This is a genomic window from Bacillus sp. FSL K6-0972, assembly GCF_037976035.1.
In the GTDB taxonomy this organism is placed as follows: Bacteria; Bacillota; Bacilli; order Bacillales; family Bacillaceae; genus Bacillus; species Bacillus haynesii.
Genome location: NZ_CP150260.1, coordinates 3,828,600 through 3,842,939, shown reverse-complemented (window position 1 = coordinate 3,842,939; position 14,340 = coordinate 3,828,600). Strand labels below are relative to the sequence as shown.

Sequence of the window (14,340 nt, the reverse complement as noted above, 5' to 3'; positions counted from 1 at the left end):
GAGTGTTTTTTCGCAATTATTTTTGAAACCGGTACCATTTTGAAAGGAGAGTGAAATCATGTCGCTTGATGTGATGACCTTCGGAGAATCGATGGCTATGTTTTACGCAAATGAAACAGGCGGACTGCATGAGGCTTCTTCGTTTTCCAAGGCTCTTGCCGGAGCGGAAACAAACGTTGCCGTCGGACTGTCGCGCCTGGGCTTTCGGGTCGGCTGGATGAGCAAGGTCGGTGCCGATTCGCTTGGAACCTTTATTTTAAATGAATTGAAAAAAGAAGGCGTCGACATCTCTGAAGTCAAACGCACTGCAGACCGGCAGACGGGCATACTGCTTAAGTCAAAGGTTGAAAGCGGGGACCCTGATGTCACGTATTATCGGAGCGGATCAGCCGCAAGCACGATGAGCATTGATGACTACCCGGCAGAGTATTTCAAGCAAGCCAAACATATGCATGTGACAGGCATACCTCCTGCCCTTTCAAGAGAAATGCGGGGCTTCGCACGCCACGCCGTTCACCAGATGAAAAAAGACGGGAAGACGATTTCGTTTGACCCGAATCTCCGCTTCCAGCTTTGGCCGGACCAGCAGACAATGGTTCATACGATTAATGAGATCGCCGCGCAGGCGGACTGGTTTCTGCCGGGGATCAATGAAGGGAAACTCCTGACAGGCTGCAATTCTCCCGAGGATATCGCTAAATATTATGTGATGCAGGGGGTCAAGGTAATTGTCATCAAGCTTGGAAAAGAAGGGGCTTATTACCGGACGCCGGAAAAAGAAGGTTATGTACCGGGTTATCAGGTGGAGAAGGTTGTTGATACCGTTGGCGCAGGTGACGGTTTTGCCGTCGGCATGATCAGCGGCCTTTTAGACGGACTTCCGCTGGAAGAAGCAGTTCAGAGGGCAAATGCGATCGGAGCGCTGGCCGTCATGGCTCCGGGGGATATGGACGGTCTGCCGTCAAGGGATCAATTGAAAGCTTTTATGGCCGCAGAGGAAAACAACCAAAAAATAGGAGGTTGACCGTAATGGAAATGTCTATGATCGGAAAAGTGCAAGAGCAGCTGGCCGAGGCCGGGCTGATCGCAGTCGTCCGCGCAGGCGATAAGGAGGCTGCTGAGGAAGGCATTCACAGACTGATCGACAAAGGGATTACTGCGATTGAAATCACATATACGACGCCGGGAGCGTCTGAGCTGATTGAAAAATTTGCAGGAAAAGACGGTCTCCTTGTCGGAGCCGGAACAGTGGTTGAAAGCGAACAGGCGAGGGAAGCCGCGGCAGCGGGGGCAAAATTCATCGTCAGCCCGGGCTTTTCGGAAAAACTGGCTGAGGAAGCCGCCTCATTGCATACGTTTTTTATTCCTGGCGTATTAACACCAAGCGAAATTATGGAAGCGGTCTCAAAGGGTTTTCGGATTCTTAAACTGTTTCCAGGAGGGACTTCCGGGATTCCTTACATGAAGAACCTCGCCGGTCCCTTTCCGAAGGTTCGATTCATACCAACCGGAGGGATCCATCCCGGCGATGTGGAGAAATGGCTCGATGCCGGAGCATTGGCAGTAGGAGTGGGAAGCCAGCTGAACAAAGTGTCAGAAGCGGATCTCCAGCGCATCTTTCAGCGGCGGGTTCGGCAGAAATAAAGTGTGCGCAGCGTGAAAAGACTTCAAGTTTTGCAAGATCGACAGCTTTGCTTTTTCATTAATTTTTAGAATGGGAGAAAAAATGATGAAAATTAAAGCAACGATTGAACGTGTGCCGGGCGGCATGATGATCATTCCGCTCTTTCTGGGCGCAACGCTGAATACGTTTGCTCCGGGAACCGCGGAGTTTTTCGGCGGATTTACAGGCGCCCTGATTACCGGAACGCTGCCGATTTTAGGGGTATTTATCTTTTGCGTTGGCGCAACAATAGATTTTCGTTCTTCAGGATATATTGCGAGAAAGGGACTGACGCTTCTGATCGGCAAAGTCGGCTTTGCCGCATTATTGGGTTTGATCGCAGCACAGTTCATTCCAGACGAAGGCATTCAAAGCGGTTTTTTTGCGGGACTGTCCGTGCTGGCGATTGTAGCTGTTATGAATGAAACGAACGGCGGTCTGTATTTGGCGTTAATGAACCATATGGGAAGAAAAGAAGACGCCGGTGCTTTTGCCTTTATCAGCACGGAATCGGGCCCGTTTATGACGATGGTCACTTTCGGTGTGACAGGGCTCGCGGCATTTCCTTGGGAGACGCTGGCTGCAACCGTCATCCCGTTTTTACTCGGCTGCATTCTCGGAAACCTTGACCCTGAATTGCGCGATTTGTTCGGAAAAGTCGTACCGGCGATCATTCCGTTCTTCGCATTTTCACTAGGAAACACGCTCGATTTTAAAATGCTGATCCAATCCGGCCTTTTAGGCATTGTTGTCGGGGTATCAGTCGTCGTTCTCTCGGGTGCTACTCTATATCTGCTGGACCGTTTTGTTGCAAGAGGAGACGGTGTCGCGGGTGTCGCGGCATCATCAACGGCAGGGGCTGCGGTAGCCGTGCCGTACGCGCTTGCCGATGCAAACCCCGTGTTTGCGCCGGTGGCTGATTCAGCGACCGCGATCATCGCCACAAGCGTCATTGTCACCTCGCTTCTGACGCCGCTTGCAACCGTCTGGATCGAAAAACGGACGAAACAAAGAAAACCTCCGAAACAAATGACGATCGATTACAAGTAATTTTGCCGCAGGCGCACCCGGGACATTTTGTCCGGGGCGTTTTTTTATGACTGTTTTCGAATAACGTCACCAAATTGCTAAATTTGACGAATGTAATTTGTGCTAATATCAATATATAGTGTCTGGTCGATAAACCAACACTATATATGCTACTTTTTAGGAGAGATTAGGATGAAAACAGGCTTTAAAGAACAGGGATTATTACAATTGACAGAAACATTTCATGATATCGTCGGGTATGGAGATCACGATATTATGCAGGAAAATGCCAACGTAGACGGCCGCTCTCCGATGGGGCAAATGAGCCGGTTTGCATCCGAAAGTTCCAGACATTATGCGCTCCATTACTTAATGTCGCCGGAAATCAAGAAAGCAGTCGAAGAAAACTTTATATACCCGCACGATTTAGACTATATGCCGAGCGGGACAACGACTTGCTGCCAGATACCTTTGGGCCGGCTGTTAACAGACGGATTCCACACAGGCCACGGCTCCCTCAGGGAACCGAAGGACATTATGAGCGCATTGTCACTCGCATCCATCATTTTTCAATCGAATCAAAATATGCAGCATGGCGGCCAGTCATTCCCGATGTTCGATTACGACCTTGCGCCTTACGTCCGCAAAACGTACGAAAAGCATCTCGCGAAAATCAAACAATATCCGACAACTTTGACAGAAGAAGAGACAAGGGAAAGAGCGTGGGAAGAAACGGACAACACAACTTACCAAGCGTGCGAAGCCTTTATACATAATGCCAACAGCATGCATTCGCGGGGCGGCGGACAGGTTCCGTTTGTTTCAATTAATTACGGTACGGATACGTCAAGGGAAGGCCGCCTTTTGATCAAAAATATTCTTAAGGCGACAAAAGCAGGTCTCGGCAAGGGTGAGACGCCGATTTTTCCGATTCAGATCTTCAAAATGAAAGAAGGCGTCAACGTCGATCAAACAGACCCTAACTATGACCTGTACCGGCTTGCATTGGAAACGAGCGCTGAAAGGCTGTTTCCGAACTTCAGCTTTATCGATTCGCCCGTGAATAAACCTTTTTATGACGGAACGCCGGAAAGCGAAATCGCTTATATGGGATGCAGAACGCGCGTCATGTCCAATATTCATGGAAAAGAAAACAGCGTCGGCAGAGGGAATTTGTCATTCACATCGATCAACATTGTCAAAATAGCGCTGCTGAGCGAAAACGTTGAACAGTTTTTTGCCTTGTTAAACCGCTACATGGATTTAACGATTCAACAGCTGCTTGAACGGTACGCCTTTCAATGCAAAAAAAGAGCAAAAGACTTTAAATTCCTGTATTCGCAAGGCATCTGGCATGAAAGCGAGAAGCTCGATCCTGAGGACACGCTCGGGGATGTGCTAAAGCACGGAACATTGAGCATCGGATTTATCGGGCTGGCTGAAGCTTTGACAGCATTGACCGGAAAACATCACGGGGAGAGCGAAGAGTCGTTTGAACTCGGCAAAAAAATCGTTCAATTGATGAGAGATAAGGCGGATGAAGCCACAGAACAACACAAGCTGAACTTTTCCTTGATCGCCACGCCGGCAGAAGGACTTTCAGGGAAATTTGTCAAAAAAGACAAAGGGGAGTTCGGTTCGATCCACAATGTCACAGACCGGATGTACTATACGAATTCGTTTCACATCCCTGTTCACTATAAGCTGACTGCAATCGAAAAGATCAGAAAAGAAGCGCCGTTCCACTTGATGTGCAATGGCGGGCACATCAGCTACATCGAGCTGGACGGAGACCCGAAAAAGAACATTAAAGCGATGGACATGCTTGTGACCGCCATGCGCCGGTCAGGTATGGGCTATGCATCGATTAACCATCCTGTCGATCACTGCAAGGCGTGCGGATTTACCGGAATCATAGATAACGAGTGCCCTCAGTGCAAAAACCGGGATGAGACTTTGATTGAACGGATCAGACGGATTACAGGATATTTAGTCGGAGATATGTCAAAGTGGAATTCGGCGAAAAGACAAGAAGAAAAGGACAGAGTGAAGCATCTATGAAAGTGATGAATATTATCCATGACAGCATCGTAGACGGAGAAGGACTGAGAACAGTCGTGTTTTTGGCGGGCTGCCCGCATATGTGTGAAGGCTGCCATAATAAACAAAGCTGGAATATCAATAACGGATTTGATATGAGTGTAGACGAAGTATTTGAGGAAATTATGAAAAACCCGCTTACAAACGTCACCTATTCAGGAGGGGAGCCGCTTTTGCATGCAGGCGAACTGATCGAACTGTCTGAGAAAATTAAGCAGCATTCCGAAAAGGACATCTGGCTTTACAGCGGCTATACGTACGAACAAATCTTGAAGAATGAAAAACACAGCGCCTTGCTGGCCTATTGCGATGTCCTGGTAGACGGCCCGTTCGAAATCAAAAAAAGGGACTTGACGCTCCTTTACAGAGGAAGCTCAAACCAGCGCATTATTGAGCTTGCATAATCAGAAACAGAAGCCTGAGGGGCTTCTGTTTTTCCTTTCCGGCATTGACTTCTATTGAGATAACGTCATAATGAATATGAAAAGGTTTATATTTTATCATACATGTCTATCAATAAAAGAAAGCGTTTTATTTACATAAGACAATCGTGAATTAAGGGAGGAGATGGCTTCATGCCGCAATCACCGATATTTCTGCAGCCTGAGTTTAAAGAGAGGATCTGGGGGGGAACGGCTTTGCGCGAAACATTCGGCTATGACATTCCCTCTGATTTGACAGGTGAATGCTGGGCCATTTCCGCCCATCCAAACGGGCCAAACACCGTTGCTTCGGGTCCTTACAAAGGAAAAACGCTTGCCGAGCTTTGGGACGAGCACCGCGAATTGTTCGGCGGTGCAGAGGGAGACCGTTTCCCGCTGTTAACGAAAATACTTGATGCCAATCAGGATCTTTCCGTTCAAGTCCATCCGGATGACTATTATGCGGGAGAACACGAAAACGGGGAACTCGGTAAGACAGAATGCTGGTATATCATCGATTGCAAAGAAGGAGCCGAGATCGTTTACGGCCACACGGCAAGAACGCGGACAGAGCTGGTCACCATGATCAACAGCGGTGATTGGGACAACCTGTTAAGGCGGATCAAAATCAAGCCGGGCGATTTTTATTATGTGCCAAGCGGCACGATTCACGCTCTCTGCGAAGGGACGGTCGTTTTGGAGACACAACAGAGCTCTGATACGACGTACAGGGTATATGATTATGACCGGACCGATCAAAATGGAGAAAAGCGCAAGCTTCACCTGACACAGGCGATCAATGTCACAACAGTACCGCACGTTGACAGCTATGTTGACGAATCGACAGAAACTCAAAAAGGCATTACCATTAAGACCTTTGTTGAAGCCGAATACTTCTCCGTATACAAATGGGAGATCGACGGTGCCGCTGAGCTGACCCAGGATGCCCCTTTCCTGCTATGCAGCGTGATTGAAGGAGAAGGAAAGCTCACTCAGGGCGGCGAATTATTTCCGATCAGCAAAGGAACAAATTTTATCCTGCCGGCGGAAACCAATGACTTCACAATAGAAGGAACATGCGAACTAATCGTGTCACACATATAAAAAGCTTGACGGTCTGTGAAAAAAGGCCGTTAAGCTTTTTTATTGTAAAAAAATATTCCGGCTCGCCGATAAAAAGAGAAAGAAAGTTTTTGAAATTGGGAGGCTCATAGGCGAGGGGAGTAAAGAATGTGAAAAACATTAGAAAAACCGTTATTTTTGCTGCAATCATTTTGCTCGTACATACGGCAGTCCCGGCAATCCCTGCTTTAGCAGCATATACCGATACTTCCGTCTACAAACTTGAAACAACAAAAGAGTTTAATAGCGAAAGCGAAGCGCTCAAAGCAGCCGAACAACTGAAAAAAGACACGGGATGGAAAACCGAGGTCAAACCTTCAGGAAAAAACGGCACAACATACGTTTTGACATCAGGAGGTGTCGAAGGGGAGAGCAGAGCAAAAAATCTGCTTTTGCAGTTTGAAAAAGAAACCGGCCTGAAGGCGACCTATGGTCCAATTGGACAGAAAGAACCTTTTTCCAAAGCGATATCAAAGGAATTTGCCGGTGAAGAAAAAGCCAAGGAATGGGCGCTCCAATTTGAAAAGGAAACCGGTCTGAAAGCAACCTATACACTTGCTGGAAACAGGGAAGCTTACATAAAGGTCACCACGGGAGGAATCGAAGGCGAAGACAATGCGAAAGCCATCCTCGATCGTTTTCAAAAAGAGACCGGCCTCAAAGCGTCGTACGCACCATACGGAGCGGGACAAGCGATCGTCAAGCTTTATTCAGGAGAAATCGCAGATGAGAGCAAAGCGAAAAGCCTGCTAGTCCAATTTGAAAAAGAAACCGCCCTTAAAGGAACGATAGAAACAGTAAAGAAACAACAGACCAGATATAAAATTGTGACAGGTTCAATACAAGGCGAAACAAACGCAAAAAATCTGCTGAAGCAGTTTGAAAAAGAGCTCAAGGTCAAAGGGGCATATGAAGCTGCCGGTCAGCCGGCACAGCTTTACAATGTGAAATCTGGATATTTTAATGACGAAAAGAGTGCGAAAAATGCCGCCGGACAAATTAAAAAGAATACCGGTCTCACCTCAAGCACAGAAAAGGTAAAAGGTACGCGCTTCTGGATCGTAAGCATGAAAAATGTAGACAGTCAAAACCTCAAAAAAGTCGACGCCTTTTTCAAAAAGAAAACGTGGCGTTATACTGCTGCAAAGGCGGGAAAAAAGCAGACATCTTTCAGAATCGTTTCCGTCCCGCTTTCAGATCAAATGAAAGCAAACGACGGCATCCGGTTTTTTAAAAACAAAAACATTCAGGCTTCTGCTCAAAGCGCCGGCAGCACGACCGTCAGCCGCTTTCGGATCGCGTCCGGCGACACAGCCGTCCAAACGCGAATCAATAAAGGACTGGAATTCTTTAAGAAAAACGGTGCGGCGGGAACGGCCGGACCAACAGGAAAAAAAGCGTACAGCCATTATCAGCTGACAACGGAATCCGTTTACGAACAGGACAAAGTGACAAAGGCGCTCAATTTCTTTAAAGAAACAGGCATTCACGCAGAGGCCGTCAAGACCGGCCAGTATGACAGCCGGTACAAATTGAGTTCCGAAGCTCTGATCGGCACGGAAAAATTACAGCAAGCGCTCGGATTTTTCAGCAAGCGGAATATACCGGGCAAGATTGAACAAACGGGTGAGTACGGCTACAGGCAGTACCGGGTGACGACAGGTCAGATCACAAGCAAAGCAGATCTCGACAAGGGATTGAATGTCTTTAAGAAGAACAATGTCAGCGCAACTTATCAAACAAAGTCGGTCAGCCTGTTTCACATCTCGATCAATGAACAATTTACAGGGAAAGACCGTGCGGATGCTGCCGCCAATCGAATCAAAACGAATTACGGCTGGCCGGTGAATGTCGTCAAAGTGAAAAACGGCCCGCAAATCACAACGACTGATTACGGAATCACGCTCAGCCAGATGGTTGACAAACAGATGAAAGTCAGCCCGCAAACGGATGCGCCGGCCTATGTTTCATTGAGCTACATCAATACGGCGAACCAAACAGTAACGGCTGATCTGCTGAATATCAGGTCAAGCCCCCTTGTGACAGGCGGCAACATCATCGGACAGCTGCAAAAAGGGGATAAAGTCAACATCATATCCCAGGAAAACGGCTGGGCAAAAATCAGAATGAATTGGCGAAATGCCAGCAGGGATGAAGTCGAGAGATATGTCAATCCGGAAAATTTCACACAAGACAGCTCGGCATACTTCCAATTTTTAAAACTGTCGCAAACGGCCGGATTGAATGCTGCCGAGGTCAATGCAAAAATCCTTTATAATAAAGGGATTTTGACAGGCAAAGGGCAAGCGTTCATCGACGCGGCGAGAGCATACAGCATCAATGAACTGTACCTCATTTCACACTCGCTCCTTGAGACGGGCAACGGAACTTCCGAGTTGGCTAAAGGAACGATGTTCAACGGCAAAAAGGTTTACAATATGTACGGCGTCGGGGCTTACGACAGCAACCCGCTTTACTACGGCGCCAAATACGCCTATGATCAAGGGTGGTTCACACCTGAGGCCGCTATTATGGGCGGAGCCAAATTCATCGGTGAAAAATACATTCACCACCCGACTTACAAACAGGACACCCTCTATAAAATGAGATGGTCTCCGAATGCCCTTCACCAATATGCGACAGATGTCGGTTGGACTTATAAGCAGGTGGGGAGAATGTACAGTCTTTATGTATTGCTTGATGATTACACATTGTATTATGATATATCGGTTTATCGTTAGGGAGCAGGGACCTGCTTCCTATTTGTTTAGGGGTGTAATGCAACGAAATACCTAAAAAAGGAGGGAGAATTGTGTCGAAATTCACGAACTGCTGTTGCAATTGTCGTTTTGTAAATATTATAATCGTAAATAGACTGACAGAATTATATGAATCTGTTTCATTTGGTGATTCGTTTTCATTTTTTACATTTAAAGGAAACCGATTCATTCGTAGCGATTATTTTTAAATATTTGTGGAAGTGCGGGGAGTTTATTTGAAAATTTTAATGATTACACAAAATTTTTATCCTGAAATCGGCAGTGCAGGTAACCGGATGAAAACCATTTTTCTCATGTTGAAGCAAAAAGGTTATCATGTAGATGTTTTGACAACGGAGCCGACGTATCCTTCCAGAGACATTTATTCTCAAGAAGATTTCTGGAACGAAAAAGATATCGATATAGACCGAAATCGAGTTACACGATTGTCAGTTCAGAATAAAAAATATTCTTCCAACTTCTTTAGCCGCCTTTTCTATTATCTTGAGATAATGCTGAAAATGTTTTTTTACGTTCAGAAGGATAAAAATCAATATGATATTGTGTTTGTAACTTCTCCGCCTATTTTTGTAGCCTTTGTCGGCTTAGCCGCTAAATATCGTTACAATGCAAAGCTGCTGTTGGATGTCAGGGATTTATGGCCAGAATCATTAAAAGGCGTTGGCGTATTTAATCGTTCTTATATTATTTGGTTGTTTGAAAAAATGGAATCTACTTTATACAAAAAAGCTGACCATATCATCATCAACAGTGAGGGATTTATAGACCATTTTAAAAATAAATGTGATGGTCTAACAAAAAAGTTGATATTCCTGCCAAATGCTGCAAGAAAAAAAGAAACGATGCTTGAAAAACGAAAAGGGGACTCAATGTTTAATGTTGTTTATGCAGGCAATATTGGACTGGCTCAAGATGTTACAATTTTAATGCAGCTCGCAAAAAAGCTGAGTGAACATCATATTTCATTAAACGTGATTGGCTATGGAGTGCAGAAACAGGCTTTTACAGATTTTGTCCGGCGCCATAACCTTATAAATGTAAAGCTTATCAAGCCGATGGGAAGACAAGATTGTTTAAACCGGATGTCACGCTGTGATGTGGGAATAGCAACTCTGAATAATTCTAGTGTCTTTGAAACAGTACTTCCGGGTAAAATTATTGACTATTTAACATGCAGACTTCCCGTTGTCGCTTCTTTATCCGGATATTCTAAACAGCTCATTGAAAATGAAAAAATCGGGTTTGTCACAAGCCGTCAATCAGTTGATGAAATGGTAGATTATATTTTAAAGCTTTACAATGATCCAGCACTGCTAGAGGAGATGCAGTCAAATTGCAGAGAATTTATTGAAAAAAAATTCTTGTGGGAAAATAACATTAACAAATTAACGAATTTGTTAGATAAAATGGCTAAAGGTTGATTATGATGAGAACAAAAGTTTGTATGTTTGTTTGGAACCATTTCACAAATGATGCAAGAGTTATGAGGGAATGTACTGCACTGTCTGAAGATGCCTATGATGTTGATTTGATTTGTATCCACGACCCGAAAGATCCTAATCTTAAAACTTTTGAAGAATACAATAAACATTTTAGGGTGCATCGCGTCAAAAGATATCCGGAAAGCCTTCTTTTTTTTCAAATGATCGCTAAGAAGTTAAGGCAGAATAAATTTTTATTGCTGCTGGCAGTTCTCTTATTGCTGTTGTTAGTATATTTGATGCCGATTCCTGTTATCATCTGTACTCTTTTTGCTTTAATTGTTCTCAAAACGAAACTGAAGACAGCGATTGTTAGAGGAAGCATCATTTTAAGAATGATTTTAAAAGGCACAAAGCGGAAATATGACATTTATCATTCAAATGATTTAAATACACTTCCGCAAGGTTATATATGTTCAAAGTTCCGCTTGAAGAAAAAACAACTGATTTATGATTCTCATGAAGTACAAACAAGCAGAACAGGCTACGACAGCAGCTTTTACGGAAAACTGGAAGCTTATTTGATTAAAAAAATAGACGCTATGATAGTCGAAAACCATACAAGAGCGAAGTATAATGAGGATCTTTACGGTTTTTATCCGCATGTTGTGCACAACTATCCATTTAAGCAAACAGAAGTAAATATTGAAAAAATCGACCTCCACAGTCTATTGAACCTTACGGAAAAAGATAAAATCCTTTTGTATCAAGGTGGCATACAAACGGGGAGAGGACTTGAAAACCTTGTTAAAGCGGCTCCGAAATTTATCGAAGGAATTCTTGTGTTTATTGGAGACGGCCGGATAAAACGCGATTTGGAAAAAATGGTTGATGAAATGGGAATCGGGGACAAGGTTAAATTTTTGCCAAAAGTCCCGTTGGCTGAACTTCCGAAGTATACAAGAAATGCCTACTTGGGATTTCAAGTATTAAATAATGTGTGTTTTAATCACTACTCAGCTTCTTCGAACAAATTGTTCGAGTATATGATGGCCGGGGTTCCGGTGGTTGCTTGTGATTTTCCAGAAATCAGAAAGGTTGTTCAAAAAGAAAAAACGGGGATTATAGTAGACTCACATGATCCTAGTTCCATTGCTGAAGGGGTTAACAAACTGCTCAGCTTCCCTGATCTACGAGATGAATTAAGTCAAAACAGTTTTAGAGCCAGAGGTTTATACAGCTGGGAACAAGAAAAAGACGCTTTTTTAACGGTGTATAGAAACCTAAAAATTTAGCGTGTGAAAGTTTTTACTATAATTAATTCATTAGAAATAAAAAGGAGCGTATAAAATATGAAAATTTGCACGATGGGTCTCGGTTATATTGGTCTCCCTACATCTATTATGTTCGCAAAGCACAAAGTAGAAGTCGTAGGAGTTGATATTAAACAGGAAGTCATTGATTCTTTGAACGCAGGAATCATACATATTGAAGAGCCGGGTCTTCAGGAAGCTTTAAATGAAGTCATCCAGGGTGGCACTTTTAAAGCATCATTAATGCCAGAGGAAGCAGATGCATTTATTATTTCGGTGCCAACCCCTAATCGCAATGATGAACATAAATCCTGTGATTTAACTTATGTACTGGATGCGGTTAAAGCGGTCCTTCCTTTCATTAAAAAGGGCAATGTCATTATTGTTGAATCAACAATCGGGCCGCGGAGCATGGATGACTTCCTAAAGCCTCTTGTCGAAAAAGCGGGTTTTGTGATTGGAGAAGATGTGTATTTGGTTCACTGTCCTGAAAGGGTGCTGCCCGGTCAAATTCTTCACGAATTGATATATAATAATCGTATTGTTGGCGGAATTACGCCTGCTTGCACAGAAGCCGGAGCAAAGGTATACAGCACCTTTGTCAAAGGGGAAATTATCAAAACAAACGCAAAAACTGCGGAAATGTCAAAGCTGATGGAGAATACGTTTAGAGATGTCAATATTGCTTTAGCGAATGAGCTTACAAAAGTATGCAACGAACTTGAGATAGATGCACTTGATGTGATTATGATGGCAAATAAGCATCCAAGAGTTAATTTGCATACGCCAGGGCCTGGTGTAGGAGGACACTGCTTAGCCGTTGATCCATATTTTATTGTTGCAAAGGCGCCAGAAACTGCTAGATTAATTGACCTTTCACGTTCCATTAATACTTCAATGCCTTATTATGTAGCTGAGAATGTGAATACTTTAATGGAAAAGAGAGAAGGAAAGATTGTAACTGTGTTTGGCCTCACTTATAAGGGAAATGTAGATGACATTAGAGAAAGCCCGGCCATGGAAGTATTAGAAATTCTACAAGAGCAAGGGAAATATGAAGTAAGGGCATATGATCCGCATGTGAAAAAGGATTTTGTCTTCGACAATATTGAGGAAGCTGTTAATCAATCAGATTTGATTTTAATTTTATCTGATCATGATGAATTTAAAGAATTAGACTGGTCCCGATTGACTAAAATGTCAACTAAGCAAATCTTTGATACGAAAAATATCGTAAAGAATCGTTCAAACGAGTTTAAATATATCAACTTTGGGAACCTCCATGAGTCATTAAATGAAGAGACAATATTGGTATAGCCATAGCTAATAAAAAGTATTGATATGATGCAAAGTAAATCGTAACAACTGGGAGTGAAAGCATTGAAAAAAATAAAAGTTATGACTATATTCGGGACTCGGCCGGAGGCAATCAAAATGGCTCCTCTTGTCCTTGAACTCAATAAATATCCAGATCGCATCGAGTCTTTGGTCACGGTTACCGCTCAGCATAGGCAGATGCTTGATCAAGTTCTTGAAGCTTTTGGAATTCAGCCGGACTTTGATTTGAATATCATGAAAGACCGGCAGACACTTGCAGATATTACTACACGAGCATTATCGAAATTAAATGAATTGTTAATAGAACAAAAACCGGATATTGTGCTTGTGCATGGTGATACAACAACGACTTTCGTCGGCAGCCTCGCCGCGTTTTATAATCAAATTTCTGTAGGACATGTAGAAGCAGGGTTGAGAACCCGAAACAAATACTCTCCTTTTCCTGAAGAAATCAACCGACAAATTACAGGAGTGATTGCCGATTTGCACTTTGCCCCTACAGAAAAATCTAAACAAAACCTTTTAGAGGAAAACAAAGACCCTGCACATATTTATGTGACAGGCAATACGGCGATAGATGCTTTAAAAACGACTGTTCGGGATGATTATCACCATAAAGTACTCGATCAGCTGGGCGATGACCGGATGCTTCTTTTGACTGCTCATCGTAGAGAAAACATAGGCGAACCTATGGAAAATATGTTTCGGGCGATCAAGAGAATCGTTGAGGAGCATGACGATGTTCAAATCGTATATCCCGTTCACTTAAATCCCGTTGTAAGGGAAACAGCTCAAGAAATTTTGGGAAGCATGGACCGTATTCATTTAATTGAACCTTTGGAAGTGATTGACTTCCACAATTTCGCCTCAAAATCATATCTGATTTTGACCGATTCAGGAGGAGTGCAAGAAGAAGCTCCTTCTTTAGGGAAACCCGTTCTTGTTTTGCGGGACACAACGGAAAGACCTGAAGGAATTGAAGCAGGGACATTAAAGCTTGCCGGTGTAGAAGAAGAAGTGATTTACAAGTTGACAAATCAGCTATTAACAGATGAGGAAGAATATAAAAAAATGTCAAAGGCTTCTAATCCTTATGGAGATGGACATGCGTCTAAACGCATTGTCGAAGCTCTTCTCCGATATTTTTCTTGA

The 14,340-nt window shown here is 43.8% G+C and carries 11 protein-coding genes; all 11 read left to right on the top strand.

The window, feature by feature from the left end; all coding sequences use genetic code 11:
- Positions 1 to 58 precede the first annotated feature (58 nt).
- The 11 genes from MKX80_RS19600 (at position 59) to wecB (ending at position 14,340) form a co-directional block, all read left to right on the top strand.
- The gene (locus MKX80_RS19600; protein WP_182069958.1) at positions 59 to 1,024 is read left to right on the top strand and encodes a sugar kinase; all 966 of its coding nucleotides are present in this window, start codon (positions 59 to 61) and stop codon (positions 1,022 to 1,024) included.
- A 5-nt stretch (positions 1,025 to 1,029) separates the two neighbouring features.
- Positions 1,030 to 1,644 carry a bifunctional 4-hydroxy-2-oxoglutarate aldolase/2-dehydro-3-deoxy-phosphogluconate aldolase gene (locus MKX80_RS19595; protein ID WP_154999551.1) on the top strand — a complete coding sequence of 205 codons (615 nt, stop codon included), beginning with the start codon at positions 1,030 to 1,032 and terminating at the stop codon, positions 1,642 to 1,644.
- An 85-nt stretch (positions 1,645 to 1,729) separates the two neighbouring features.
- Positions 1,730 to 2,713 carry a 2-keto-3-deoxygluconate transporter gene (gene kdgT, locus MKX80_RS19590; RefSeq protein WP_154999591.1) on the top strand — a complete coding sequence of 328 codons (984 nt, stop codon included), beginning with the start codon at positions 1,730 to 1,732 and terminating at the stop codon, positions 2,711 to 2,713.
- A gap of 171 nt (positions 2,714 to 2,884) precedes the next feature.
- Positions 2,885 to 4,753, top strand: a complete 1,869-nt coding sequence (locus MKX80_RS19585; RefSeq protein ID WP_154999552.1) for an anaerobic ribonucleoside triphosphate reductase — start codon at positions 2,885 to 2,887, stop codon at positions 4,751 to 4,753.
- On the top strand, positions 4,750 to 5,196 hold the full coding sequence (gene nrdG / locus MKX80_RS19580) for an anaerobic ribonucleoside-triphosphate reductase activating protein (RefSeq protein WP_076793671.1): 447 nt from the start codon (positions 4,750 to 4,752) through the stop codon (positions 5,194 to 5,196). Before MKX80_RS19585 ends, nrdG begins: the two co-directional genes overlap by 4 nt.
- Positions 5,197 to 5,367: 171 nt before the next feature.
- Complete coding sequence (gene manA / locus MKX80_RS19575) at positions 5,368 to 6,318, top strand: mannose-6-phosphate isomerase, class I (protein ID WP_182069959.1); 951 nt, start codon at positions 5,368 to 5,370, stop codon at positions 6,316 to 6,318.
- 128 nt (positions 6,319 to 6,446) lie between these two features.
- On the top strand, positions 6,447 to 9,077 hold the full coding sequence (locus MKX80_RS19570; RefSeq protein ID WP_182069960.1) for an N-acetylglucosaminidase: 2,631 nt from the start codon (positions 6,447 to 6,449) through the stop codon (positions 9,075 to 9,077).
- Positions 9,078 to 9,331: 254 nt separating this feature from the next.
- Positions 9,332 to 10,537 (top strand): glycosyltransferase family 4 protein, encoded by a 1,206-nt coding sequence (locus MKX80_RS19565; RefSeq protein WP_244958253.1) that lies wholly within the window; start codon positions 9,332 to 9,334, stop codon positions 10,535 to 10,537.
- 2 nt (positions 10,538 to 10,539) lie between these two features.
- Positions 10,540 to 11,832, top strand: a complete 1,293-nt coding sequence (locus MKX80_RS19560; RefSeq protein WP_182069961.1) for a glycosyltransferase — start codon at positions 10,540 to 10,542, stop codon at positions 11,830 to 11,832.
- Between the two features lie 57 nt (positions 11,833 to 11,889).
- Complete coding sequence (locus MKX80_RS19555; RefSeq protein ID WP_182069962.1) at positions 11,890 to 13,167, top strand: nucleotide sugar dehydrogenase; 1,278 nt, start codon at positions 11,890 to 11,892, stop codon at positions 13,165 to 13,167.
- A 63-nt stretch (positions 13,168 to 13,230) separates the two neighbouring features.
- On the top strand, positions 13,231 to 14,340 hold the full coding sequence (wecB, locus tag MKX80_RS19550) for a UDP-N-acetylglucosamine 2-epimerase (non-hydrolyzing) (RefSeq protein ID WP_182069963.1): 1,110 nt from the start codon (positions 13,231 to 13,233) through the stop codon (positions 14,338 to 14,340).